24 protein-coding genes and 1 tRNA gene are annotated in these 24,972 nt (G+C 68.2%); 11 read left to right on the top strand and 14 right to left on the bottom strand.

Annotated features, from left to right (window positions below; translation table 11 throughout):
- Window positions 1-51: 51 nt before the first annotated feature.
- From astB to EON91_RS03750, 4 genes are all read right to left on the bottom strand, one after another.
- A complete protein-coding gene (gene astB, locus EON91_RS03765; protein ID WP_292091708.1) occupies window positions 52-1,389 on the bottom strand; it encodes an N-succinylarginine dihydrolase in 1,338 nt (445 codons plus the stop codon).
- A 178-nt stretch (window positions 1,390-1,567) separates the two neighbouring features.
- Complete coding sequence (gene astD / locus EON91_RS03760; protein WP_292091706.1) at window positions 1,568-2,989, bottom strand: succinylglutamate-semialdehyde dehydrogenase; 1,422 nt, start codon at window positions 2,987-2,989, stop codon at window positions 1,568-1,570.
- A 181-nt stretch (window positions 2,990-3,170) separates the two neighbouring features.
- The gene (locus tag EON91_RS03755) at window positions 3,171-4,178 is read right to left on the bottom strand and encodes an arginine N-succinyltransferase (protein ID WP_292091704.1); all 1,008 of its coding nucleotides are present in this window, start codon (window positions 4,176-4,178) and stop codon (window positions 3,171-3,173) included.
- A 4-nt stretch (window positions 4,179-4,182) separates the two neighbouring features.
- Window positions 4,183-5,436, bottom strand: a complete 1,254-nt coding sequence (locus EON91_RS03750) for a hydrolase (RefSeq protein ID WP_292091703.1) — start codon at window positions 5,434-5,436, stop codon at window positions 4,183-4,185.
- Window positions 5,437-5,552: 116 nt separating this feature from the next.
- Here EON91_RS03750 and EON91_RS03745 point away from each other — a divergent pair, with 116 nt between their 5' ends.
- Genes EON91_RS03745 through EON91_RS03735 form a run of 3 tightly spaced genes read left to right on the top strand, consistent with a single transcriptional unit; the run spans window position 5,553 to window position 6,917 of the window.
- Window positions 5,553-6,014 carry a hypothetical protein gene (locus EON91_RS03745; RefSeq protein ID WP_292091701.1) on the top strand — a complete coding sequence of 154 codons (462 nt, stop codon included), beginning with the start codon at window positions 5,553-5,555 and terminating at the stop codon, window positions 6,012-6,014.
- 22 nt (window positions 6,015-6,036) lie between these two features.
- Window positions 6,037-6,573, top strand: coding sequence for a hypothetical protein (locus EON91_RS03740; RefSeq protein WP_292091700.1), 537 nt, complete (start codon window positions 6,037-6,039; stop codon window positions 6,571-6,573).
- 2 nt (window positions 6,574-6,575) lie between these two features.
- On the top strand, window positions 6,576-6,917 hold the full coding sequence (locus EON91_RS03735; protein ID WP_292091699.1) for an arsenate reductase family protein: 342 nt from the start codon (window positions 6,576-6,578) through the stop codon (window positions 6,915-6,917).
- Here EON91_RS03735 and EON91_RS03730 read toward each other — a convergent pair.
- Genes EON91_RS03730 through EON91_RS03720 form a run of 3 tightly spaced genes read right to left on the bottom strand, consistent with a single transcriptional unit; the run spans window position 6,914 to window position 13,244 of the window.
- Entirely contained in the window at window positions 6,914-11,152 is a 4,239-nt protein-coding gene (locus EON91_RS03730; RefSeq protein WP_292091698.1) for a translocation/assembly module TamB domain-containing protein, read from the bottom strand. The genes EON91_RS03735 and EON91_RS03730 overlap by 4 nt on opposite strands.
- Window positions 11,149-12,939 (bottom strand): autotransporter assembly complex family protein, encoded by a 1,791-nt coding sequence (locus EON91_RS03725; protein ID WP_292091695.1) that lies wholly within the window; start codon window positions 12,937-12,939, stop codon window positions 11,149-11,151. The genes EON91_RS03730 and EON91_RS03725 overlap by 4 nt, the downstream gene beginning before the upstream one ends.
- Window positions 12,940-12,986: 47 nt before the next feature.
- Window positions 12,987-13,244 carry a hypothetical protein gene (locus EON91_RS03720; RefSeq protein ID WP_292091694.1) on the bottom strand — a complete coding sequence of 86 codons (258 nt, stop codon included), beginning with the start codon at window positions 13,242-13,244 and terminating at the stop codon, window positions 12,987-12,989.
- A 171-nt stretch (window positions 13,245-13,415) separates the two neighbouring features.
- Here EON91_RS03720 and EON91_RS03715 point away from each other — a divergent pair.
- The 5 genes from EON91_RS03715 (at window position 13,416) to EON91_RS03695 (ending at window position 16,833) form a co-directional block, all read left to right on the top strand.
- A tRNA-Lys gene (locus EON91_RS03715) sits at window positions 13,416-13,492 on the top strand.
- 116 nt (window positions 13,493-13,608) lie between these two features.
- Complete coding sequence (locus tag EON91_RS03710; protein ID WP_292091693.1) at window positions 13,609-14,769, top strand: histidine kinase; 1,161 nt, start codon at window positions 13,609-13,611, stop codon at window positions 14,767-14,769.
- A gap of 108 nt (window positions 14,770-14,877) precedes the next feature.
- A complete protein-coding gene (locus EON91_RS03705) occupies window positions 14,878-15,642 on the top strand; it encodes a LytTR family DNA-binding domain-containing protein (RefSeq protein WP_292091691.1) in 765 nt (254 codons plus the stop codon).
- Between the two features lie 114 nt (window positions 15,643-15,756).
- Window positions 15,757-16,206, top strand: coding sequence for a hypothetical protein (locus EON91_RS03700; RefSeq protein WP_292091689.1), 450 nt, complete (start codon window positions 15,757-15,759; stop codon window positions 16,204-16,206).
- A gap of 51 nt (window positions 16,207-16,257) precedes the next feature.
- Window positions 16,258-16,833 carry a hypothetical protein gene (locus tag EON91_RS03695; protein WP_292091687.1) on the top strand — a complete coding sequence of 192 codons (576 nt, stop codon included), beginning with the start codon at window positions 16,258-16,260 and terminating at the stop codon, window positions 16,831-16,833.
- Window positions 16,834-16,839: 6 nt separating this feature from the next.
- On the opposite strand, the gene tgt is transcribed toward EON91_RS03695, so the two are convergent.
- From tgt to queA, 3 genes are read right to left on the bottom strand one after another with little or no spacing between them, the layout of a single operon-like run.
- A complete protein-coding gene (tgt, locus tag EON91_RS03690) occupies window positions 16,840-17,955 on the bottom strand; it encodes a tRNA guanosine(34) transglycosylase Tgt (RefSeq protein WP_292091709.1) in 1,116 nt (371 codons plus the stop codon).
- A complete protein-coding gene (locus EON91_RS03685; protein WP_292091686.1) occupies window positions 17,952-18,422 on the bottom strand; it encodes a hypothetical protein in 471 nt (156 codons plus the stop codon). The genes tgt and EON91_RS03685 overlap by 4 nt, the downstream gene beginning before the upstream one ends.
- A complete protein-coding gene (gene queA / locus EON91_RS03680) occupies window positions 18,419-19,510 on the bottom strand; it encodes a tRNA preQ1(34) S-adenosylmethionine ribosyltransferase-isomerase QueA (protein ID WP_292091685.1) in 1,092 nt (363 codons plus the stop codon). The genes EON91_RS03685 and queA overlap by 4 nt, the downstream gene beginning before the upstream one ends.
- An 87-nt stretch (window positions 19,511-19,597) precedes the next feature.
- Here queA and EON91_RS03675 point away from each other — a divergent pair, with 87 nt between their 5' ends.
- Window positions 19,598-20,068 carry a hypothetical protein gene (locus EON91_RS03675; protein WP_292091684.1) on the top strand — a complete coding sequence of 157 codons (471 nt, stop codon included), beginning with the start codon at window positions 19,598-19,600 and terminating at the stop codon, window positions 20,066-20,068.
- Here EON91_RS03675 and EON91_RS03670 read toward each other — a convergent pair.
- Complete coding sequence (locus tag EON91_RS03670) at window positions 20,040-20,834, bottom strand: phytanoyl-CoA dioxygenase family protein (RefSeq protein ID WP_292091683.1); 795 nt, start codon at window positions 20,832-20,834, stop codon at window positions 20,040-20,042. The two genes, EON91_RS03675 and EON91_RS03670, sit on opposite strands and share 29 nt — an antisense overlap.
- A gap of 203 nt (window positions 20,835-21,037) precedes the next feature.
- Here EON91_RS03670 and EON91_RS03665 point away from each other — a divergent pair, with 203 nt between their 5' ends.
- Window positions 21,038-22,714, top strand: a complete 1,677-nt coding sequence (locus tag EON91_RS03665) for a lysine--tRNA ligase (protein ID WP_292091682.1) — start codon at window positions 21,038-21,040, stop codon at window positions 22,712-22,714.
- 92 nt (window positions 22,715-22,806) lie between these two features.
- Entirely contained in the window at window positions 22,807-23,286 is a 480-nt protein-coding gene (locus EON91_RS03660) for an SH3 domain-containing protein (RefSeq protein ID WP_292091680.1), read from the top strand.
- Window positions 23,287-23,389: 103 nt separating this feature from the next.
- On the opposite strand, the gene EON91_RS03655 is transcribed toward EON91_RS03660, so the two are convergent.
- The 3 genes from EON91_RS03655 to EON91_RS03645 all read right to left on the bottom strand — a co-directional run bounded on the left by EON91_RS03655 (window position 23,390) and on the right by EON91_RS03645 (window position 24,957).
- Window positions 23,390-24,025 (bottom strand): helix-turn-helix transcriptional regulator, encoded by a 636-nt coding sequence (locus tag EON91_RS03655; protein ID WP_292091678.1) that lies wholly within the window; start codon window positions 24,023-24,025, stop codon window positions 23,390-23,392.
- Between the two features lie 60 nt (window positions 24,026-24,085).
- On the bottom strand, window positions 24,086-24,514 hold the full coding sequence (locus EON91_RS03650) for a hypothetical protein (RefSeq protein WP_292091677.1): 429 nt from the start codon (window positions 24,512-24,514) through the stop codon (window positions 24,086-24,088).
- 92 nt (window positions 24,515-24,606) lie between these two features.
- The gene (locus tag EON91_RS03645) at window positions 24,607-24,957 is read right to left on the bottom strand and encodes a hypothetical protein (protein ID WP_292091676.1); all 351 of its coding nucleotides are present in this window, start codon (window positions 24,955-24,957) and stop codon (window positions 24,607-24,609) included.
- Between the last annotated feature and the right edge of the window lie 15 nt (window positions 24,958-24,972).

The following is a 24,972-nucleotide window of genomic DNA, read 5'->3' as shown; positions in this document are numbered from 1 at the left end:
ACCACTATGCTGCGCATGGGCCCCCTCCCCCGTGAACGGGGGAGGAGAAGATTACCCCCGCTGGAACGGGTAGAAGTCGCTGCCCAGGTTCAGGATACCGGTCAGTTCGTCAAGGGCACCGCGGGTTTCGTCCAGCAGGGCGGGGTCGGCCAGGTCGTGGGCGGTCAGCGTGTCGCGATACCAGCGGACGGCCCAGACGCTGAGGGCGCCGTGCAGTTCATCGGTCAGGCGCATGGCCGGGTTGGTCGCGGCTTGTTCGGCCTCGGTCAGGACGACCCGCAGGCGCAGGCAGGCGGGGCCGCCGCCGTTGCGCATCGACTGGCGCACATCGACGTATTCGACCCGGCCGATGGGGCCGTTGGAGGCGGCCAGACCCTGCGCCACCGCATGGCTGCGCGGGTTGTCGCGCGTTTCGGTCGGGCAGATCAGGGTCAGGCGTGCGTCGCCGGGCAGCTGCACCAGCATGGAGTTGAACAGGTAGCTGGAGATCGCGTCGGCCAGCGGCAGATCGGTGGACGAGACCTTGATCGGCTGGAGTTCGAACAGATCCTCACAGGCTCCGGCGAGGTAGTCGATCACCGTGTCGGGGTCGTCGAACGACATGTCATGATAGAAAAGGCAGGTCTTGGCGCCCACGCAGACCACATCGTTGTGGAAGACGCCTCCGTTGATCGCATCTATCGATTGGGGCTGGAAGAACCAGCGATCGACGCCGTGGCGACGGGCTATGGCCTGTGATGCTTCCAGTGTCTGACGCGCCGGGAAGGCTCCGGTCCAATGCTCGAAGGCGCCGCGCCCATAGATGAAAAGGTTCATGCCCGGATCGCCATGCTCGGCGCACAGGCGGACGTGGTTGGCGGCGCCCTCGTCGGCCAGATGGGCGACCGACGGCAGGGCGTCGTGGACGGCGAACCGGGCCGGGTCAGGGAACAGGGCGTCCAGCGCGCGCTTGGTCTGCTGATGCTCCAGCGAGCGGTGCAGGTTGGTGACCAGATTGGCGGGGGTGAAATGCACCCGGCCGTCGGCGGCGTCGGCGCTGGGGGTCACGGTCGCGGCGTTGGCGGCCCACATGGGCGAGGCCGAACAGGCGGCGGCGGCGAAGGCCGGAGCGTCGCGCCAGGCGCGCTCAAGCACCGCCTTGTCAGAGCCGGTGAAGCCCAGGCTGCGCAGGAAGGGGATGTTCGGCCGCTCGTGCGGCGGCAGGACGAACTGCGGCAGGCCCAGGTCGGCCAGCCGCTTCATCTTGTCGAGCCCTTGCAGGACGGCAGCGCGCGGGTTCGACGCCTCGCCCTTGTTCAGGCTGGACGCCAGATTGCCGGGGCTGAGCCCGGCGTAGGAGTGCGTCGGCCCGATCAGACCGTCGGCGTTGGCTTCGATGGCGGGGGTCATGGCGCTCAACCTTCTCCCTCCCCTTCATGGGGAGGGTGGTCGCGCAGCGACCGGGTGGGGAGGGCGAGGGAATGCCGGGCGCGGCGGATGATTTGCCTTGCCGCCCCCACCCGGCTTCGCCCTGGCGGGCTCAACCACCCTCCCCATGAAGGGGAGGGAGAGGGGCGTGGGACGCTGTTCACCCCCGCAGCCCCTTGATCTCGCCCTCGATGTTCTGGACTGCGGCGGCCTCGAAGCTGGCGACCGGATAGGCGCAGTAGTCGGCGGCGTAGTAGGCGCTGGGGCGATGGTTGCCGCTGGCGCCCAGGCCGCCGAAGGGCATGTCGCCGGCGGCGCCGGTGGTCGGGCGGTTGAAGTTGACGACGCCCGCGCGGATGCGGCGGATGAAGCGGTCCCAGTTCGCCGGATCGTCGCTGACCAGACCGGCGGACAGGCCGTAGCGGGTGGCGTTGGCGTGCTGGATCGCCTCGTCGAAGCTGGCGACCCGAGTGACCGACAGGAAGGGCGCGAACATCTCCTCGTCCGGCACGTCGACGCCGGTGACGTCGATGATCGCCGGTTTGACGAAGGCGCCGGGCAGATTGTCGACCGGGCCCGAGGCGCGGATGACGCGGGCGCCCGCGTCGATGCGCTGTTGCAGGGCGCCCAGGGCGGCGGCGGCGGCTTTCTCGGAGATCAGCGGGCCGCCGTAGGGCTCGGGATCGTCGTTCCAGCGGCCGAACGTCAGGCGGTCGGACAGGGCGGCGACGGCGTCCACGATGGCGTCGCCCTGGGCGCCTTGCGGCACGATCAGGCGACGGGCGCAGGAGCAGCGCTGGCCGGTGGTGATGAAGGCGGACTGGACCACCAGGCCCGCGACGGCCGCGACATCGGCGGCGTCCCAGACGACCAGCGGATTGTTGCCGCCCAGCTCCAGCGCCAGAATGACGTGCGGATCGTCGGCGAATTTGCGCCGGAAATGGGCCCCCGCCGCGCCCGAGCCGGTGAACATCAGGGCGTCGATCCCGGCGTCCAGCAGGGCCGCGCCCGTGTCGCGCCCGCCCTGGACAAGGTTGAACACGCCGTCGGGCAGGTCGGCGTCGGCGAAGCATTCGGCCATGATCTGGCCGGTCAAGGGTGTCTCTTCCGACGGCTTGAACACGACCGTGTCGCCCGCCAGCAGGGCCGGAACGATGTGGCCGTTGGGCAGGTGGCCGGGGAAGTTGAACGGCCCCAGCACCGCCGCGACGCCGTGCGGCCGGTGGCGCAGCACGGCGCGGCCGAAGGCGGTGTCGTTGGACCGCTCGCCCGTGCGTTCGTCATAGGCGCGGATGGAGATGTCGACCTTGCCGACCATCGAGCCGCCGGCCTCGGCCGTGGTTTCCCACAGGGGCTTGCCGGTTTCGCGGCTGATGACCTGGGCCAGTTCGGGGGCGCGGCGCTTCAGCACGGCCTGATAGCGTTTTACGGCGTCGATCCGGTCCTGACGCGGGCGGTCGGCCCAGTCGGGGAAGGCGGCGCGGGCGCGATCCACCGCGGCTTGGACCTGGGCCGGGGCGGCGGCGTCGCCTTCCCAGACGGTGTCGCCGGTGGCGGGGTCGATGGAGGTGAAGTGGGTCATTCTGTTTCTCCCCTTCTCCCCTTGCGGGAGAAGGTGGTCGCGTCAGCGACCGGATGAGGGGTGGCGGCGACGGCGGGGAAGGTGAGCGTATCGACAGAGTAAAGGGTGGACGGCGCGGCGACACCCCTCATCCGACCTGCTTCGCAGGCCACCTTCTCCCGCAAGGGGAGAAGGAAGTCAGTCACGACTTCACCCGAACCGTCTGGCCCGCCTTGATCTTCAGGGCGTGGGCGACGTCGCGGGTCAGGTGGACGGTGTCGCCGTCGATGGCGACGCGGGCGCGGACGGCGCGGAAATGGGCGACGCTGTCGGTCGAGACCAGCGACGGGAGCTCGGTCTCGATCTCGTCGGCCAGATGGACCGTCAGGGGACGGGCGTCGCGGACGGTGCGGATGTTGTCGCGGCCACAGGCGACTGTCGGCCCGGCGTCGAAGATGTCGATCAGGCCGTTGGGACGGAAGCCCTCGGATTCCAGCAGGGCCATGGCGGGCACGCCCTGGGGGTGAACCTTGCCGATGACGGCGCGAGCGGGTTCGGGCAGCAGTTCGACATAGATCGGGTGGCGCGGCGACAGGTCGAGGATGAACTGCTTGTCCGTCGAACCGGTCATGCGGTCCGCGTCGTCGAACTCCATCGGGAAGAATTTGTGCGCGACGTGGTCCCAGAAGGGGCAGGCGCCGTCGGGGGTGAAGACGCCCCGCAACTCGGCCAGGACATTGTCGGCGAACAGGTCGGGCTGGGCGCCGATCAGCATGTAGCGCGACTGGCTGAGCAGGCGGCCGGCGCCGCCCTTGCGCCGGTCGGCCTTGAGGAACAGGGAGCCGACCTCGGTCCAGCCGGTGCATTCGTTGACCAGCACCAGCGTCTGGTGATCCAGCTTGGCGCCGACCGAGGGCGAGGACTGGGTGTTGTTGACGACCCGGAAGCTGAAGAACGGTCGTTTCAGCCCGACCGCCGCCTTGACCGAGCCGACGCCGTCGACGTCGCCGGTGTCGGTTTCTTCCAGCATCAGGGTGTACCAGCGCTCCTGCGGGGCCAGCTTGCCGTGGAAGCTGTCGCGGCTGACGTCCAGACGGTCGGACAGGACGTCCGGATCCTCGGGCAGGCTGGTGAAGCCGGGGCCGCTGAGGATGGCCAATTCGAGCAGGTGGTCCAGGTCGCCGGGACCGGCGGGGCGTACGACGAGCATGCGGTTACATGGTCTCCAGGCGGAGCTGTTTCAGTTTCAGCGCATCGATCTCGCACGAGGCGATCTTGCACAGGATCAGGGCGGACAGTTGCGCCCGCTCGACGAAGCTGGCGGGCCAGGCGAATTCCTGGTCCGAATGGATGTCGCCGCCGACGACGCCCAGGGTGTCGACGTTGGGCAGGCCCGCGGCGTGCAGGTTGTTGCCCTCGCACACGCCGCCCGACGGCTTCCAGGCGATGGTCTGGCCCAGCAGGTCGCCCGCGTCGCGCACGGCGTGGAACAGGGCGGTCTGGGACGCGTCCATCGGCTTGGGCGCGCGAGTCATGCCGCCGTGCAGGTCCAGCGTCAGGCCGGGCAGGGGCGGTTCGGCGGCGATGGCGCGCACGGTTTCGTCGATCCAGGTCGCGCTCTGGGCGTCGGGGACGCGGACGTTGAAACGGACCACGGCGTTATCGGCCACGACGTTCAGCGGGCCGCCGCCCGAGATCTTGGCCACATTGACGGTGACGCCGTCGCGCGCGCCGTTCAGGGCGTGCAGCCGGGCGGCGATGACGGCGGCGCCGGCGACGGCGTTGGCGCCCTGGTGGAAGGCGCGGCCCGCGTGGGCGGCCTTGCCCGTGACGATCAGGTGGAAGTTTCCGCTGCCCTTGCGCTCGCCCGCCAGGGTGCCGTCCGACAAGGCCGGTTCATAGGTCAGGCCGACATGGCCGCGCGCGCCCAGCTGGGCCAGCAGCGGGGCCGAGGCGGGGGAGCCGATTTCCTCGTCCGGCGACAGCAGCACGGTCCAGCCGAGGCGGTCACGATCCGGGTGGGTCTCGAACGCCTCGAGCGCGGCCAGCATGACGCTGATCCCACCCTTCATGTCGGCGATGCCGGGACCGTTCAGGGCGCCGTCGGGGCGGGTGACGACAGTCTGGAAGGTCGAGGTTTCGGGAAAGACGGTGTCGTAGTGGCCGGTCAGCACAACCTGGATCGGGGCCTGGGGCCGCGCGGTGATCTTCAGCGCGTCGGCATAGGTTTCGGCGATCACCCGGCCGTCGTCGGCGACGGTGCTGGCCCCTTGCGTCGGCACGCGATCGACGGTGGCGCCCGGTAGCGCGCGGGCCGTGGCCTCCAGTGCGTCCAGCACCCGGGCCAGACCGGCGGCGTTGCGACTGCCGGAGTTCAGGTTCGACCAGTCGATCGCGCGCGCGACGATGGCGTCGCCACGGGCCGCGACATGGTCGAGCACGGCCTGATCCTGGGGTTCGATCCGCATGGCCCGGACCCTAGCGGGGCGCGCGGCAAAGGTGAAGGCGAGGCGAATTCTGGCGTGACGGCTTGGGCGCGGCGCGGCGGACGGGATAGACATGCCGCGTCGATCAGGAGTCGCGCATGACCTTTCCCAACCCCTTTGGCCCGGTCGAATCGGTCGAGGCCGCCCGTGGGCGGGCGCGTCTGGCGGCTGTGGGTCTGTGGTTGTGGGCGGCGACGGGGCTGGGGCAGGCTATGCTGATGACGCGCGTTCTGGCGACGCCGGGGGCGGCGGTCGATCCGGCCGTGGGCTTCACCGTCATCTTCGCCGTGCTGGCGGCGTTGCTGGGGCTGGCTCAGTGGCGGAGGCCCAACAGGATCGTGCCGATCTTCGGTCTGGCGTGGATGCTGTACGAATTGTCGTCGTCCGCCGTCGCCCTGATGGTCGGTGCGCCGATCGGGGCGCTGGACCTGCCTGGCTGGATGGAGGGGATCAGCGTCGCGGTGGTGGCGCTGTGCCTGATCCTGCATGTCGCAGCGCTGAAGGGCGCGGCGGCTCTGGCGACGTGGAATACCACTGGAAGTTCCGCCGCACGCCGATAGGTTGGCGCCGGGAGGGCTTTCGATGAACCAGGACTTCGGGCGGTGGCTGCGCGCCGCCAATCCCCTTAACGCGCCGCGCGGCATGGCCGAGGCGCAGCGGGGGGCGCGGTTGGCGGCCGTGGCGCTGCTGCTTCAGACGGTAGGGGGTCTGCCCTTGTCGCTGCACATCATCGCGAATCCGCAGTCGGTCATTCGGCTGATGATGGAGGAGTTCGAGCGCAGCGGTGTGCCGAGCGACACTTCCTACGTCGAAGCGATAGGGCCGATAATATCGGGCGCCTATCTGGTCGCCCTGGTGGTCATGACCGTGATCTATCTGATCCTGGCCAAGGTGCAGTGGCGGAACATGAAGCGGACCATTCCGCTGGTCATGCTGGCGTTTGCGGGGTGGAGTTATTTTTCGGTCCTGTTGCAGCTCGCGACGCGGGGGCGATTGCCCTATGTCGATGCGCCGGTGCTGTACGGTTGGTCGTGGCTGGTGATGACCCTCTGTACGGTCCTGTATGTGGCGGCGTTCCGCAATGCGACCGCCCTTGAGAAGATGAAGCGAGCACCCTGAGCATGACCGTCACCCTGTTCCACAACCCGAAATGCTCGACCTCGCGCAAGGCGCTGGAGCTGTTGCGGGAGCGGGGCGTGGAGCCGGTGGTGGTCGAGTATCTGAAGGCCGGCTGGGACGCGGCGACGCTGGACCGGCTGGCCCAGAGGACGGGCGTCGGCCTGTCCGGGCTTTTGCGGCGGCGCGAGCAGAGGGCGACCGACCTGATCGCCGGGGGGGCGTCAGATCAGGTCATCCGGGCGGCCATGATCGCCGATCCTGTGCTGGTCGAACGCCCGATCGTCGACACGGACAAGGGCGCGCGGATCGGCCGTCCGGTCGAGACTATCCTGGACGTGATCTAGCGAGCACGATTGCGGTCGCGGTTGGCGCGACCGCCGCCCGGCCGTTCGCTTTCGCGGCGCCAGCGGATCGACAGGCTGGTGTCGCCCTGGCCGCCGAATTTCGAGCTGACCGCCAGGTTGCGGCGAACCTGCCATTCGACATTGACGGCGCCGCCGCTTTCGCCGCCGCCGATGACCTCGAGATAGACATTGTCGGTGATGTAGCGGCCGCCGGCGACGGTCAGGCTGGACGCTTCGCCGCCGAAGGACAGGCGGTCCAGACCGGCCAGTTCGCGCAGGTTGCCGATCACGTCGAAGCCGCCGCCGCCCGCCAGTGACGCGACGCCAGACGCCAGCTGCGCCGCCTCGAACGCCGACAGCTGCGAGGCGGAGCGACCGAACAGGACCTGGGACAGGATTTCGTCCTGGGGCAAGGAGGGGGTCGAGGTCAGTTCGATCTTGGGCTCGGCCGCAGTGCCGGTTACGCGGATGGCGGCCGTCAGGGCCGGATCGTCGCGCGTGGCGGTCAGGTTCAGGCGGATCTGCCGTAGATCGGTCGAGAGCGAGACCGAGCCCTGATCGTCGAATACGAACCGCTTGCCCGCGAACTCGTAGTCGCCGCGGATGACGGTGGCGGTTCCGGTCAGCAAGGGCTGGGCGATCGTGCCGCGCACCCGGGCGTTGACGTTCATCTCGACGTTCAGGCCGCGGCCCTGGACGAAGACGTCGCCGCCCGGCGAGCGCAGGGTGATGTCCATGCCGATCTGCGGGCCGCGCGTGCGCTGGACTTCTTCTTCCGGGTCGCCGCCGGGGCGGTTGATCTCGACCACGTCCATGCGGACGATGCCGGTCGAGCCGGGCGGATTGGCCTCGATATGGGCCTCGTCGATGTCGATGCGGCCGGCCAGCTGGATGTTGCCGTCAGCGGCGCGCGTGACGGTCAGCGGGCCCGAGGCGCGGGCGTCAGCGATGTCGTTGTCGATGATGCGGAATTTCTGCAGGTTCAGTTGGAAGCTGGATCCGCTGCCCTGACGCAGGCCCAAGCGGCCGTCGCCGGTCACCTTGCCGCTCTGGCCGTCAGCGGCGTCGAACCGCTCGACCACGGCCTCGGTGTCGTCGAAACGACTGGCCAGGGTCACATCCTGCAGGCGCAGGCCGGTGGCGCTGTCGCGGAAGGAGCCCTGAACCAGATCCAGTCGGCCATTGAGGCGAGGTTCAGCCAGGGTGCCGGCGATGGTGGCGCGGCCGTCGATCTGACCGGCCAGCGAGCGTTCGCCGCCCAGGAACAGGTCCCAGATCGGCTGGACCTGACCCTTGATCGAGACCTCGCCCGACATCGGACGGGTGCGGGCGATGGCCAGACGCAGCGGCGCGGCCGAAGCCTCGACCGGCAGGGTCAGATCGGCCGACGCCTGCACCGCTTCGGAATCGCGGGCGCTGGCCTGAATACGCAGGACGTCGCCTTCCAGCGTGGCGTTGACGGCGCCGTCGACGGCCAAACCGCGCGGGGCGTCAACGCTGCGCACCTGTTGCAGGGTCAGGTTGGCCGAGCCGCTGAGATCGTCGCCTGCGCCGCGCAGTGACACGCGTCCGGTCGCCCGGCCGCGAAGATCGGGCGCCAGCGAGCCCAGATCGACGCCGGTCAGCTGGGCCTCGATCACGGCGGCACGCGCGTCCTGACGCAGCTCGCCCAGCAGGACGCCGCCGCCGACGCCCAGGTCGACCCGCGCCACGCGCTCGTCGCCGTTCAGGGCGATGATGGCCGGGGTGCGGGTGGTGAAGGCGACCTCGCGAACGCGCCCCCCGCCACGCAGGGCGATGCTTTGTGCGCGGCCGTCGCGGGAATAGACGCCCGTGCCGTTGAACTGGACCGGTGTCGCGCCACCCACGTCAGCCGACAGGGTGAAGGGCAGGCGCTCCAGCGTGCCACGCCCGGAAAGGTCCAGCTTGCGAATGACCCAGGTCGAGCCGGCCAGTCGGACGTTCTGGCCGCTGACGTCCAGGATGGCGGTTTCATCGCCCGCGCCCTCGGTCAGGCGCACGCGGCCCTCGGCCGTGCCGGAGGAGAGGAAGGCGCCGGGGCGGGCGGTGAAGGTCAGGTCGGCGCTGGAGGGGAAGCGGTTGGACAGGGCCACGGCGCCGCGCGCGGTCACGCCGCCCGCGTCCAGGTCCACATCGGTCAGCCGCATGCGCGGCCCGCCCAGGAAGAAATTCCCCGAGGCGCGGGCCAGACCATAGTTGGAGGCGCCGCTGAGGGCGATGCGCCCGTCAGAGGCGTCGGCCCCCTTGCGGAAGCTGAGCACCAGATCGGCCTGGGTCATCGTCAACGCCCCGGCGGACAGGGTGTCGAAGGCGGCGCGCAGGTCGATGCGCGGACGCGACAGGGTGCCGGTCAGGGCGCCGTCGCCCTTCATCGCGCCGTCCGCCTCGATCGGGCCGACGGCGAACGGGCCGCGCGCGTTCCAGTTCAGCGCCAGGCGCAGGCGGCCGTCCGTGCCGATGATACCCCTGGCGTGAGCCCCGCCCGAGGCCGCGGTCAGGCGGGCGTCGTTCACCGCGAACTCGCTGCCCTTGAAGCTGCCGGTCAGTTGCAGGCGGGGGGTGCGGCCCAGCAGGCGGTCAGCCTCGTCCTGGCCGATGAACAGGCCCCGTCCGCGGGCGTCATAGGTGATGACCCAAGGCGCGCCCGAACGCGCCCAGCGCGCCTGGATCGGGCCGGAGAACGACCCCTTGCCGCCCTTGAAGATGCGGCCGGCGTCGGTCACAGCGGCCTGACCCCGGAAGGCGAGACCACCGGTCAGCGCGCGAGAGCCCGTCCCCTTTACCGTCAGCCCCTGACCCTGAAGGTCCAGGTTCCGGAACAGGATCACGCCGTCGCCCGAGCGCGCGGCGGTCAGCTGGAGACGCGGTGTGGCGCCGAACAAGCCGCCGATCACGCCGTCGGTCGAACCGCCCGCAGCCCGCAGGTCGGTCTCGATCTCCATGGCGCCGTCATTGACGACGATGCTGACCGGACCGGACAGGCGGGTCGCGCGATAGCTGGCGATGTCGGCGTTCAGGAAGCTGGCGCTGCCGGCCAGCTTCCAGCGTTTGGCGTCGCCGGTGAAGACGCCGGTATAGGCGGCGGGCCCCGCCAGATTCATGTCGATCAGGCGGTGCAGCGAGGGGGTGGTGATCTCCAGCGCGACGCCGTTCGGCGCAGTGCGATCCGAAGTGCGGATCATGCCGCTGGCCGAGGAGGTCAGGTTGTCGGCGGTCAGCACCCAGCCGACGCCGCGATAATCCTTGCGCACCTTGTCCGGAACAGTGGCGAAGCCGAAGCGGGCGGTGCGGCCGACGCGTTCGACGAACGGCTGCAGCAGGTCCGAACCGCTGAAGTCGAAATAGCCCGAGACGCGCGATCCCGCCGGGTCCAGCCGCCCGCGAACAGTGAGCGGGGTGAAGGTTCCGGTGCGGACGACGGCGTTGACCACCTCGTCATTGATGACGGCGCTGGCGAAGAAGGGCTGGTCCGGGGAATAGCCCAGCGCACCGGCGATAGGGCCGCCCTGGGCCTCGTTGGCGCGCAGGTTCAGGCGCAGGTCGTCCAGCGGCCCACCAAAGGTGGCGGCGACGCGCAGGAAGTCGCCCGGCCGGTTCAGGCTGTAGGCGTTGATGCGCGCGTCCTTGAGGCCCGAACGGGGAACCTTGGCCGATCCGTCCAGCTTCCAGCGGCCGTATTCCTTGCTGAAGCCCTCCAGCAGTTCGACGTTGGCGGCGAAGCGGTCGATGTCGATGCTCAGAGGCGACGGTTTGGGCGGCTCGGTCGAGGGCTCGACGTCCGGGCGACGGATCACGCGAATGACGTCGGCGCTGATGTCGGACGCATGGAACCGGCGGGTGACCAGCGGCCAGTAGGACCAGTCGACACGAACATTGCGCGCCTCCAGCCAGACGCCTTTGGCGTCGGTGACGGTGACGCGTTCCAGGGTGAAGTCGTCGAACAGATCGCCGCGCAGGCCCTCGACATTGATATGGCCATAGCGGCCGATCTTCTTGCCCGCGACGAAGCTGGTGATCAGGTCGCGGCCGGGACCGGAGACCAGATACATGCGCCCGCCGATGGCCAGGACCAGCGTCAGGGCGATCAGGGATGCGACCACGATCCCGCCGACGAAGGCGATCAGTTGCAGGCGCGTGCGCTTGCGCCGCTCAAGCTTGGCGGGTGTGTCAGGCGCCGATTCCGGCGGGGATTCGATGGGCGATTCGTCGGTCAAAACGCCTGCCCGATGCTGACATAGACCTGGAACTCGGCGTCACCCTCGCGCTTGTCCAGCGGGATGGCGATGTCGGCCCGGATCGGGCCGAAGGGCAGTTTGTAACGCACGCCGAGACCCGCGCCGTAGCGGACGCGATCAAGGTTGGGCGTTTCCTCGAACCCGACCGAGCCGGCGTCGAGGAAGGCGACGGCGCCGAAGTTGCGGCCGATTTCGCGGCGCAATTCGATCGACGCCTCGACCAGTGACAGGCCGCCGCGCGGGGTGTTGTCAGGCAGGCGCGGGTTGATGCCCTGATACTCATAGCCCCGAACCGAACCGCCGCCGCCGGAATAGAACAGGCGGTCCGACGGCACGGTCAGTTCGTCCCCGCCGACGATGGAGCCGATGCGGACCCGGCCCGCCAGCACAGTGCGGGCGCCCTCCTGCAGCGGCAGATAGGCGGACAGCTGGCTCTCGGCGCGCAGGAAGAAGACCGTATCCTCGCCCGCCACGGCGGTCGGCTGGGCCGACACCGTCAGGCGCCAGCCCTGGGTCGGATTCAGCGGGTCGTTGGAGCGGTCCATATAGGCGCTGCCGCGTCCGGTCAGGATCACCAGATCGCGATCCAGCGTCACGGGCGCCTGGCTGACGGGATCGAAGCGGTTTTCGGTGTACTGGCCCGCGTCCAGACCCACGCCATAGCTGAAGTAGGAGGTGCGACCCAGTCGTTGTTGCAGATCTGCGGCCAGGGCGAGAGCCGACCGCTCGTAGGCGTCGGTGTCTTCGTTCACCAGGGCGGCGGACAGCTTCAGCGTCCGACCCGGACGGCGCCAGTGCGGCAGGCTGAGATCAGCCCCCAGGCGACTGTCGACGCTGGCCAGCCGCGCCTCGTAGCGCAGGGTGTCGGCGCGGCCGAAGCGGTTGTAGTTGGTCCAGATGAAATCGACGCCCGACCCCTCGGACGTGGAGAAGGTGGCCCCCGCCTCGAGAATGCGGCGCGGCCGGTCGGCCAGGGTGACGATGACCGGGCGGTTGCCGTCCTCCAGCGTCTGGTCGGCGGCGGCCAGAGCCACGCCGACGCCGTCATAGACGCCGGTCTCGAGCAGGCGCCGCTCCAGCTCGGCCACCTGTTCGGGATCGTAGCGATCGCCGCTTTCCCACGGAGCCAGTCCCGCGACCCAGTCAGGATTGGTCGGTCCGCGCGTGCGCAGGCGGATGCCGTCCAGCGTCACCAGTCGGCCCGAGGCGATATTGTAGGTCGGCTGGACCGAGAAGGCGGCGTGATCGACCACCACCCGACGCGGCTCCGCGCGGGCGTCGGCATAGCCACGGCGGTTCAGGCCCGACACCAGCCGCCCCTCGGCCGCGATCACATCGACCGCCCGGCCGGGGTCGCCGGGCTTCAGCCCGATTTCCGAAATGGCTGCGGCGGCGGAGACGGAGTCGGGCTCGGGTTCAACCCAGCGCACATCGGGCGTGGCCAGCAGGAAACGCTGTCCCGGCGTGACGTTGACGATGGCGACGGGCGTGTCCTCGCCCTCGACCTGATCCTCGATCACGGGCTGATAGTAGCCTTCGGACCGCAGCAGGGCCTCGGCCGCCTCGGCCGCGCCGCGCGCGCGGCGGCGAGCCTCGAACCGGTTGGACGGCGGCGCGTCGACCTCGCCTACGGCGCGTTCCAGCTGGCGGCGCAGTTCGGCGTCGAGCTGACCCCGGATCTGGGCGCGTTGTTCGGCCGACGCGGTCGACGCGATCGCGGCGCACAGCGTCAGTCCAGCTAGAAACAGGCGGGGCCTCGACGTCAAACTCAAACCTTCGTCAGCGGGAACAGGCTGCGGGTACGCGGGTCGGCTCAGTAGAAGAGCGTTTCGCTTTCAGGCTGGACGGTCTGCTCGGACGAGCGCTGGTCAGGCGGCAGGGCCGAAGTGTCGGCGGGCGGCGCATCCGTGACCGCAGGCGCGGCGGCCGGTTCAGCGGAATCCGCGGCGGCGGGGGCTTCGGACTCCAGCGGAGCCGGAGCCGTCTCGGTGTCGTCATAGGGTGCGGGATCTTCGCAGCCGGCGAGCACGGCGGCCGCTCCCAGGGCGAGCGCGAGAAGAAGGCGATTCATAGTGGGTCACTCCCCGGGACTGGGTGGCAAACGTGCCGGTCAGGTCCCTGTTCCATAGCGGTGATTGGATTGCGAAGCCACTGAGTGACGGAACAAGTCTTGACCCGCCGCGCGGGATGCAACAGAAGGCGCGCACCGGCATTTCGGCCTCGTCCTTCGGGACGATACGGCGCGTCCCTAGCTCAGTTGGTTAGAGCACCTGACTTTTAATCAGGGGGTCCTGGGTTCGAGCCCCAGGGGACGTACCATCTCCACCGATGTTATTGGTTTTTTCGTCTCATTTCTGGACAGGCTCGTCGCAAAGCGGTGGTTGGCGAATGCTGTGCATTCTAATCCATGGGTCCTGACGCCACGGAACCAGGCGATGATCCGATCAGAATCGATCGAAGAGACTAAAGCGCTTTCTGGGACGTCCGGCCTTGTCGCTATCCAGCGCTGGGTGACTGCGCCGTTCGAGATTTCGCCGGAACCGCGCGCCGCCCTGCTGCTGTCAGCGGTATTGTGGGTGTTCGTCGCCCTGCTGACCTCGATGCTGAGCGTTCTGGCCGGCTATGCCCGCGCAATCGGCGAGTATGGAACTATTGCTTTTGGCTTGGTGACGGGCGTTGCCGTGGCCGGCGCCTTGTTCGTTATTTTCAGGGCGATGGCGAGGCGGCCCGCATGGCTGGCCATGGTTGGCATCATATCGGCAGTGATCGCGGCAGGCATCATACAGATGGTCGCGGACTACAGCGGCCAGTTCGTCATTCACGCCTTCACACCCACCACCATGCCCGACTACTCGCCGCCTTCATTGGCAAAGGTCGCGCTGGTCTACATGAGCATCTACGCGACCAATGCCGCACTCTTCTGGGTGACTTTCGCGAACCGGCGAGTGCGAGAACAGCATCTCCTGCTGGTCGAAGGCGAAACGGCGGCGTTGCGATCGGAGCTGAGGGTGCTGCGTTTGCAGTTAAATCCGCATTTCATGTTCAACGCCCTGTCTGCGCTGTCCTCTCTGATTCTGTCGGGACGGAACGCCGACGCAGACCGGATGACCCAGAATCTATCGGAGTTCCTGCGAGCGACGATCGATATAGATGCAGGGCAGGACGTATCCCTGGCCGAGGAGTTGTCGATTCTGGACGCCTATCTGGCGGTTGAAAGCGTTCGCTTCGGTGACAAGCTGATCCTGGATGTCGATTGCGCACCGGAGGTGGCGGGCGCGATGGTTCCCAATCTGCTACTCCAGCCGCTGGTCGAGAATGCGATGAAATACGCGGTCCAACCGTCGATGGGGCCGGTAAGCGTGCGTATCATCGCTCGTCGCAAAGTGGATCGTCTGATCCTGAGCGTGGTCGATGGCGGCGCTATCCTGCCACGGTCGGGCGCCTTGCCCAGGCCCGGCGCAGGCGTGGGGCTGAACGCCGTCCGTGCGCGCGTGGCCCTTCGTTTCGGCGAAACAGCGGCCTTTGTGGCAGGACCTGCAGGCGCGGGTTTTCGCGCCGAGATTGATATTCCGTTGATCCTGGCTGACGGAATCTGAACAAACGGTCATCCGCAAGTCTGCGATGCAGCATTGCCATTGAGCAAACGGCGGGTAACGATAGAGCCGAGCTGCTGAACGGGGGCGTAAGGACGTATGAGCCTGCGGGTGCTTATCGCAGATGACGAGCCGGTCTCGTTGGAACGCCTGCGTCTGTCGCTGGCGGCCTTCAGCGATATCGAGATCGTGGGCTCCGCCACCAATGGCGAGGAGGCGATGAGCCTCGCCGAATGCACGCCGGCTGATCTGTTGCTGCTGGACATCCAGATGCCGGGCCGCACCGGCCTTGAGATCGCCCGCGAATTGCAGGGCCCGAACGCGCCGGAAGTCATCTTCGTCACAGCCTTCGCCGACTTCGCGACTGAGGCCTTTGAGGTTGATGCGGCAGACTATCTGTTGAAGCCCGTCAAACAGGATCGTCTCGAAGAAGCGATCCAGCGCGCTCGACGTCGCCGGTCACCCACAGGCGGGGCGGGTACAGTCAGCGCGACCCAAACCGTTCGGCCGCCGGTTGAAACCGGTTACGAGCATGAGTTCTGGATTCGCAAGCGGGACGGTTTCCTGCGGGTGCCTGTCGATCAGATCTTGCGGATTGAGGCGGCGCGCGACTACGCCTTGCTGCACACCGACACCAACAGCCACATCCTGCGCATCACCATGGCTGAGCTGGAACGGCGGCTAAATCCCGAAAACCTGCTGCGCGTCCATCGGTCCGCCTTTGTCCGTCCCGATACGGTGGCGCGGATCGAGCGTAACGACAGCGGCGTTACGCGCCTGCATTCGCACGACGGCGCCATGATCGAGGTCGGCCCCAGCTACGCCAAGCGGGTCGCGTCGGCCTTGGGCGTGCCGTTGGAAAGCGCCAAGACCTGAGACGAAGCGTGACAGTTTCCTTGTCGCAAGCAGGGTAGCGCTGGTCGCAAACCGTTGGCGGCGAAGGCGGCTGAAGGACGATGGAGACGGTCAGTCCATCACAAGGTCCTGACCATGAAAGCCTTCGCCAACCCTATCGCCCTGATCCTCGCCACGGCTGTCGTTTCGGCGCCCTTCGCCGCCGCCGCCCAGTCCTATGCCGTGGTTCGTCCCGGTGACAACGAGGCGACCTGCGAAGCCCTGGCCACCGAGATCAACACTCTGACCGCCGAGGTCGAGCGCCAGCAGCAGCAGGCGCAACGCAGCGCCCAGACGCGCCAGACGGCGGGCCGAGTGGGACGGGGCTTGCTGTCGGGCCTGGCCCGTAGCGCCGGCAGCCTGGCCTACGGCGGATCGCTGGAGAACGCCGGCGCGGCGGTCGCGGCCAACGCCGCCAGCAGCGTGGCGAACGAGATCGCGACCGGCGGGGGCGGCGCGCCGGCCCCTCAGGTCGAGCCGGTGAATACGCCCCAGACGCAGCGTCTGGATCACCTTCAGAGGATTTCTGCGGTTCGCCCGTGCTGATCCATAGCCGCGATCTTTGAGGCGCGACGCTGACGTGGTTTAAGGCGACGGATGAGCCGCCGTCGCCTTTTCCCGTCTGTCCTTCTGACCCTTGTGGCCGGCTTGGCCGGTTGCAACGCCGCCCGTTCGGCGGGCGAAAGCGTGCAGACCGTGGCGGCCGGCGCGGGGGCGGCGGCGACCGCACCGCTGGACGATTTCAATCTGCGGCGTCAGCAGATTCCGACCGTGCTGCTGCAGGCCGAAGCCAATCCCTATGACCTGCGCAACCTGAACCAGTGTTCCACCATCGGGGCCGAGGTGGCGCGTCTGAACGAGGCGCTGGGTCCCGACACGGACGAGCCGCCGGCCCAGGACGGCTCTTACCTCAGCGAACGGGCGGCCGATGCGGCGGCCAAGGCGGCGCTGGACGCCATTCGCGACACGACCACCGACTTCATTCCCGGCCGCACCTGGATTCGCCGCCTGTCGGGCGCGGACCAGCACAGCAAACATGTACAGGCGGCGATCCAGGCGGGGCGGATGCGCCGCGCCTTCCTGAAGGGGATCGGCATGCAGCGGAACTGCGCCCCACCGGCCGCCCCGGGCTGGTACCGGCCGCGCGGGATCAACTGGCCCTCGCCGCGCTGAGGCGAGTCAGACCTTCAGGTGGCGGGTGCGGAAGTCGCGCCGGAATTGCTCGAACCGGCCCTCGCTGATCGCCTCACGCATGGCCGCCGTCAGGGCCTGGAAGAAGGCGATGTTGTGCCAGCTCAGCAGGATCTTTCCCAGAATCTCATCGGCGCGGATCAGGTGATGCAGATAGGCCTTTGAATAGTCCTGTGACGCCGGGCAGGGGACGCCGGGATCAAGAGGATCCTGATCCTCGGCGAAGCGGGCGTTCTTGATGTTGATCGGCCCGTCCCAGGTCCAGGCCTGACCATGGCGCCCGGCGCGGGTCGGCAGGACGCAATCGAACATATCGACGCCGCGATACACCGCCTCAACCAGGTCGATGGGCTTGCCCACGCCCATCAGATAGCGCGGGCGGTCCTTGGGCAGAAACTCGGGCGCATAGTCCAGCACCTCGCACATCGCCTCGTGACCCTCGCCGACGGCCAGGCCGCCGATGGCGTAGCCGTCGAAGCCGATCTCTTGCAGCCGGTCCGAGCTTTCGCGGCGCAGGTTTTCATAGGTCGAACCCTGCTGGATGCCGAACAGGGCCTGCGTGTCGCGCGTGCCGAAGGCGTTTTTCGAGCGCACGGCCCAGCGGGCGGACAGTTCCATCCCCTCTCGGGCGCGCTTTTCCTCGGCGGGCCAGGCGACGCATTCGTCCAGTTGCATGACGATGTCCGAGCCCAGGCGGTCGGCCTGGATTTCGATCGACCGTTCCGGCGTCAGGACGTGTTTGGAGCCGTCGATATGGCTGGAGAAGGTCACGGCCTCCTCGGTCAGTTTCGAAATGCCCGACAGGGACATGACCTGGAAGCCGCCCGAGTCGGTCAGGATCGGCTTGTCCCAGCGCATGAAATTGTGCAGGCCGCCCAGGCGCTGCATCCGCTCCGGGCCGGGACGCAGCATCAGGTGATAGGTGTTGCCCAGCAGGATGTCGGCCCCGGTCTGTTTCACCTGATCGACCGTCATCGCCTTGACCGTCGCGGCGGTGCCGACCGGCATGAAGGCGGGGGTGCGGATGTCGCCGCGCGCGGTCTTCAGCACACCTGTGCGGGCGCGGCCTTCGGTGGCGGAAATCTGGAACGGGAAGGGCATCAGTGGATCAGGGTCTCGAGGCGCGCCGCCCGCTCCAGGTCCTTGGGGCGGCCGAACAGGCGGCAGGTGGCGATCTGTTCGCCGATGGTCGGGATGAAGACGACGGCGCCGTCCACATCGACCGGCATGCGGGTGTGGAAGCCGACGCGCGCCCAGTCGCCGCCGTCGCGCACATCCATCTCGGCCATGACGTCGATGGGAACGGGCGTGGTCAGGATCTGGCCGAACACCTGCGAGCGGAACAGGCCCTCGCCGGGATCTTCCGACAGCCGGCCGTGCAGCGCCTCGATCAGGGCGCGGGCGTCGCGGGGGCTGGCCAGGATATCGACATCGGGGACGTGCAGATCTTCGAGCCCCGCCAGCGCCATGGCCGCACCGCCATAGATCCACCACGGGTCCTGCAGATCGCTCGCTGCCGAGGCGACGATGTCCAGGGTGGCGATCAGCTGGTCAGGCAGGTGGTGGGTCATCCCTCGCTCCGGAACAGCAGGCTGCCGTCGCCATAGGAATAGAAGCGATAGCCGTTGTCGATGGCGTGGGCGTAGGCGGCCTTCATCGTCTCCAGCCCGGCGAAGGCGCTGACCAGCATGAACAGGGTCGATTTCGGCAGGTGGAAGTTCGTCATCAGCACGTCGACGGCGCGGAAGCGGTAGCCAGGGGTGATGAAGATGGCGGTGTCGCCGTGGAAGGGGCGCACGACGCCGTCCGGGCCCGTCGCGCTTTCCAGCAGGCGCAGCGAGGTGGTGCCGACGCAGACGATGCGGCCGCCGGCGGCGTGGACGGCGTTCAGGGCGTCAGCGGTCGCCTGCGAGACCTCGCCCCATTCGCTGTGCATCCTGTGGTCGGCGGTGTCGTCCGCCTTGACCGGCAGGAAGGTGCCGGCGCCGACGTGCAGGGTCACGGCATGGGTAGTGACGCCGCGCGCGCGGATCGCCTCCAGCAGGGCCGGGGTGAAATGCAGGCCCGCCGTGGGCGCGGCGACCGAGCCATCATGCTCGGCGAAGACGGTCTGATAGTCGCGCAGGTCGCGGTCGTCCTCGGCCCGTTTGGCGGCGATATAGGGGGGCAGGGGCATGACCCCGACGTCGCGAATCGCGTCGTCCAGCGCCGGCCCGGCCAGGTCGAAGCGCAGGGTGATCAGCCCGTCCTCGCCCTTGGCTTCGACCGTGGCGTCCAGACGGCCCAGGTCGCAGGCGGCGTCGCCGTGGGCGCCGAAGCGGATGCGGTCGCCGGGCTTGATGCGCTTGCCCGGCTTCATGAAGGCGGACCAGACGTCGGGCGCGTCGCGGTGATGCAGGGTGGCCTCAACCTCGACGGTCAGGGTTTCGCCGTCGGGCCCGACACGCTGGCGCATGCCGGACAGGCGCGCGGGGATCACGCGGGTGTCGTTGAACACCAGGGCGTCGCCGGGGTGCAGGAAGTCGGGCAGGTCGCGGATGGCCCGGTCCTGCAGCGCGCCGTCGGCGACCACCAGCAGGCGTGCGGAATCGCGCGGATCGGCGGGGCGCAGGGCGATGCGCTCTTCCGGCAGGTCGAAATCGAAATCGGCGGTCTTCATGAAGCGCGGCAAAGGCCATGGGCGGGCGCGGGGGTCAAGCGCCGCGCCACGAACTGAACCTCTGTGCGGCGGCGGAGTTGAGGCGGGATGACACATCTGGCCCTGCTTCCTTCCGCTCTTATCGGCGCTGTCGCCAGCGCCCGGTCCATGACGCCGATGGCGGCCATCGCCACGGCGCGGCTGGCCGGGCGGCGGACGCCGGGGAAGCTGGTCCTGCTGGATCATCCGCTATTCAAGGCCGGCGCCCTGGCGATGGGGGCGGGCGAACTGTTCGGCGACAAGATGAAGTCCGCGCCGGATCGCACCGTGTTCCTGGGCCTGCTGGCGCGGGTGGCGAGCGCGGGCATCGCCGGCGCGGCCCTGGCGCCGCATGGGCGTGAACGGGCGGGCGCCGCCATGGCGGTCGGGACCGCCGTGCCGCTGGCCTATCTGACCCTGGCGGGCCGCAAGAAGGCCATGCGGCGGATCGGCCAGACCAAAAGCGGGCTGATCGAGGACGCTCTGATCGTCGCGGCCGGGGCCGCGGTCGTCAGCCGGGCGGTGCGCCGGCGAGGCTGACCGCCCTGCCGACCGCGCTGGCCGGATCGACGCCGCCTTCCGGCCAGTCGGATGGCAGCAGCGGTGGCTGAGCCATGAAGCGCGGCGCGACGCCCCGATGTGGCTGGGCCGCATGCACCAGGAAGGGGTGGCACAGATAGACCGTCCCCGCCGGGCCGGTCGCCAGCGCCTGTGGGCGATCCCCGCTGCCGCCGAAGTCGTCGGCCACCAGTTCCGCCAGCGTCATGCCGTCTTCGCCGCGCGTGGCGAGGCTGCGCGCCACGTCCCGGTGAGAGCCGATGCGAATGCGCGTGGGGGCGTCGTCGTCACCGATATCGGAAAACAGGAACAGCATCAGCAAGGCTCGGCCCCTGGACCGCGCATTGGCCCGCCACTGCATGAAATCGGGATCGTCTCCGAAACTGACGTCGATATGCCAGCCGGTGTCGCCGGGATCGTCAGGCGAGGGGAAGCGCACCGGAAACGTGCCCATGGCCTTGGGCGCGCGCCAGCGATCCTGACCGACCAACTGATCATAGGCGGCGTGAAGCGTCGGCGTATTGGCGGCCGCGACGAACGGCGGCTGGGCGTACATGCCCAGGCGGATCACAGGCTGAATCCAACTGGCGGGATCGTCTGCGGTCACAGGCAGGTCGCGCCAGAGCATTTCGCGCGCCTGGGCGGCGAGTTCAGGGCTGAAGGCCGCGTCGATGCGAACGAAGCCGTCGCGGACGAAATGGTCGATCTGGGCGGGCGCAAGCCCCCCGGCAGGGTGGAAAGAGGTCATGTTAAACTCGCAAGATCATGGGCCGGGCCGCGCGGCCCGGTCGAAGGTGAAGGAACCGCCAGGCGGTGCGTCTTCAGACCAGCGTGAAGCCGGCGGCGATCGTGCGAATGAACATCGTCATGGCGCGCAGCATGACGGCCTATACTGGCGGCTTCAAGGCTTGATCGTTGACCCCGCGCGCGCGACAGGCCAAAGCCCATCTCATGTTCCAGAACCTTGAAGCCCTGTCCCGCGAGGCCCGGTCGTGGCCGTTTGAGCAAGCCCGCAACCTGCTGGCTCATCTGCTCAAACATCGGCTGGAGACGGACGCCGAGCGTGATCTGGCGGCGACCCTGATCGGGGCGAACAAGGCGGACGAGGCGTTGGCGACCTTCCCGGCGCTGGCGCGGCCGGTGATTTTCGAGACCGGTTATGGCCCGTCGGGCCTGCCGCACATGGGCACGTTCGGCGAAGTCGCGCGCACGACCATGGTGCGTAACGCCTTCCGCGCCCTGACCGGCGACCATTGGGCCACGCGGCTGATCGCCTTCAGCGACGATATGGACGGGCTGCGCAAGGTTCCCGAGGGCATTCCGAACAAGGAAATGCTGATCGAGGATCTGCACAAGCCGCTGACGCAGGTGCGCGATCCGTTCGGCACGCATGACAGTTTCGCCGCGCACAACAACGCCCGGCTGCGCGCCTTCCTGGACAGTTTCGGCTTTGACTACGAGTTCATGAGCTCGACCGAGACCTATCGGTCCGGCCGGTTCGACGCGACGCTGCTGACCCTGCTGGAGCGGTTCGACAAGGTCCAGGCGATCATGCTGCCGACCCTGGGCGAGGAACGGCGCGCGACCTATTCGCCGTTCCTGCCGATCAGCCCCATTACCGGCCATGTGCTGCAGGTGCCGACGCTGGAGCGGAACGTCGAGAAGGGCACGATCACCTTTGACGATCCCGAAGGCGGGCGCACCGAGGTTCCGGTCACCGGCGGCCATGTGAAGCTGCAGTGGAAGCCCGACTGGGCCATGCGCTGGACCGCACTGGGCGTCGATTACGAGATGGCGGGCAAGGACCTGATCGAGTCGGTGCGCGAGTCGTCCAAGGTGTGCCGCGCCCTGGGCGGCGTGCCGCCGGAAGGCTTCAACTACGAGCTCTTCCTGGATGTTGAGGGCAAGAAGATCTCCAAGTCCAAGGGCAATGGCCTGACGATGGACGAGTGGCTGCGCTATGGCACGCCCGAGAGCCTGTCCTGGTACATGTTCCAGTCGCCGAAATCGGCCAAGAGCCTGCATTTCAACGTCATTCCGCGCGCGACGGACGACTATCTGCAGTTCATCGACGCCTATCTGGCGCAAGAGCCGGCCAAGCAGATCGACAATCCGGTGTGGCACATCCACGGCGGCAATCCGCCGTCGAGGGTATCGCCGGTGTCGTTCGCCCTGCTGCTGAACCTGGTGGGTGTGGCCAACGCCTCGACCAAGGAACAGCTGTGGGCCTATTTCGCCCGCTATCTGCCCGAGGCGACGCCGCAGAACGAGCCGGTGCTGGACCGGCTGATGACCTATGCGCTGAACTACTACGAAGACTTCGTGAAGCCCTCGAAGGCCTATCGCCTGCCGGATGAGCGGGAAAAGGCGGCGCTGCTGGATCTGGCCGGGCGGCTGAAGGCCCTTCCGCAGGACACCACCGACGGTGAGGCGATCCAGAACGAGGTCTACGCCGTGGGCAAGGATCACGGGTTCGAGCCGCTGCGGGCGTGGTTCGGGGCGCTGTATGAAGTGCTGCTGGGCGCCAGTCAGGGGCCGCGCTTCGGCTCATTCGCGGCCATCTATGGTCTGCCGCAAACGGTTCAGTTGATCGAAGACGGCGCGAACGGCGTTCTTGCGTCAACGTAAATGAACTGAAAATAACGGCGAGGCTCCGGGAGCCTTCAGGTGCGGCGACGCATTCTCCTGCCCATCGACCACCGATGACAGGAGCTTAAGTCATGCCGAAGTCCATCAACGCCGCCGTCGCCGGCGCCGCCATGATCGCCGCCCTCGCCGCAGGGGCCGTCCCCATGGCTGCCAGCGCCGCCCCGCTGCAGGTGAACGGCGTCACCAACTGCGACGCCCCCGGCGGCCGCCAGCAAGCCGGCGCCCTGCTGGGCGCGGTGGTCGGCGGCCTGGCCGGCAGCCAGATCTCCAAGAACGAGCGCGCCCTGGGCGCCGTGGTCGGCGCCGGCGCGGGCGCCGCGGCCGGATCGTACATCGGCTGTAACCAGCAACGCGCCCGCTACAACAACGCCGCCGCGCACGGCTATCGCGCTGCGACCAATCTGAGGGTTCGTTCGGGTCCGTCCACGCAATATGCGCAGGTCGGCAGCCTGTCGGCCGGCCAGACCGTCCAGGTCGATTCGGCCCAGGGTGACTGGGTCCGCCTGGCGGGCGGTGGCTGGGTCAACGGCCGTTACCTGGCCGCCTACTGATCCCGCACTGAACGCGTGACCATGGAAGCCGTCCTTCGGGGCGGCTTCTTTCTTGTGGCGCTACGCTCGCGAATGCGGCCGTTCACTGCTTGAGCGGGTCTGCCTATTGGCTGACCCACAGGATACGGCCCATCCACAGCACGTCGCGGCGCGGGATGGCGCGGGGCTCATAGGCGGGATTGATCGACGACAGGGTGACGGCGCGGGCGGTCAGGGCCGCCACCTCCTTGGCCAGGGTCTCGCCGCCGGTGGTGCGAACCACGACGCGGTCACCCTTGCGGATATCGGTCGCCTCGCGATCGACGATCACCTTGTCACCCTCGCGATACAGGGGGACCATGGAATCGCCGGTGATGCGCAGGCTCAGCAGGCTGTCGCGGGGGCGGGGCAGGTCGGTCTGCTCCCACGCCTCGCCGATGGGCAGGCCGGCGTCGTCAAAGAAACCGGCTTCGCCCGCCTGAGCCAAACCCAGGAGGGGGATGGAGGCTGCGGGCTCGGGCGCGTCATCGGCCAGGGCCGCGAACTCGCCCAACGACAGGCCGGTGGCCGTCAGGATGCGGGTCAGGCTTTCGGTCGAGGGCCAGCGCGGGCGCGGCGGATCGCCGGGGCCAAAGCGTTTGGAGGGGTTGAAGCTGGTGGCGTCCAGTCCCGCGCGGCGCGCCAGGGCGGACGGACTGAGCCCCTCGCGACGGGCCAGGCCGTCGATCGCCTTCCAGAGTTGGGAATGGGACAGGGGCAAGGGTGCGACCTATGATTCGGCCGTACTCTAGACTGGATGACGCGATATAGGAATATCCGCCTATTCGATCCCGGCGGCGCGACGTTCCTGCCAGGCCCAGAAGGTGCCTGCGGCCAGAGTGAGCAGGATGCCGTAGCTGGCCAGATTCATGACGGCATAGAAGGACGCCAGCGAGGCCCGCACCTCGATCAGGCCGAGGATGTGGCTGGAGACTGTCAGGAGTTGCAGGCCGCTGGCCCAGATGGGCCAGGCGCGTCGCGACTTCCAAGCCAGACCGATGAAGACCAGCAAGGTAATGACGTCAATCGCGAACAGACCCAGCGGGATCGAATACAGATTGCTGTCGTTCTGGATCAGCAGGGTCGCCAGCCACGCGATCAGATAGGCCCCCGCGCCGAGGCGTTCAGGCTCGTCACCCTTGAGCATGGCGAAAGCGCACACGCTCACCATGAGGACGGCGCCCACCTGCCCCGCGAGGGTGTCGATCATGAAAACGCCCCTATGCCAGTAACGACATAGGGGCGATCTTGTATTGAATTGTAGCCAACCGGGAACCCCTAGTCGGCAACATTACCGCGAATTCAGGCCACGCGGCGCTGTTCGGTCGGGCCGTCGCTCACGCCCGAGGTCCACCAGTCGTCCGGCTTGTTGACCGGACCGGCGGCGTAGACGCCGTAGCCGAGGCGACGGTGGTCTTTCTGCATTTCAGCGTGGCAGGCGATCATCGCTTCACGGGCGACGGCCAGGGCGGCGATCGCTTCCATGGCCTTGGTCTGCGAACCGGCCGCAGCGACCGGCGACAGCGACAGGGCGGTGCGGGCGCCGATCATGGCCTGCACAAGCGTGGTGGCCTGGGTGATGGCCGCGTCGATGGCTTTTTCCGAAGCGTGCAGTTCGTTTGCGACGCCGGCGACAACCTGAGTTCTGTCCATGTATCCCTCCCAAAA

The organism is Brevundimonas sp., from assembly GCF_004210735.1.
In the GTDB taxonomy this organism is placed as follows: domain Bacteria; phylum Pseudomonadota; class Alphaproteobacteria; order Caulobacterales; family Caulobacteraceae; genus Brevundimonas.
Note: the sequence above shows the minus strand (reverse complement) of the source record. Positions and strands in the feature narration are given on the sequence as shown.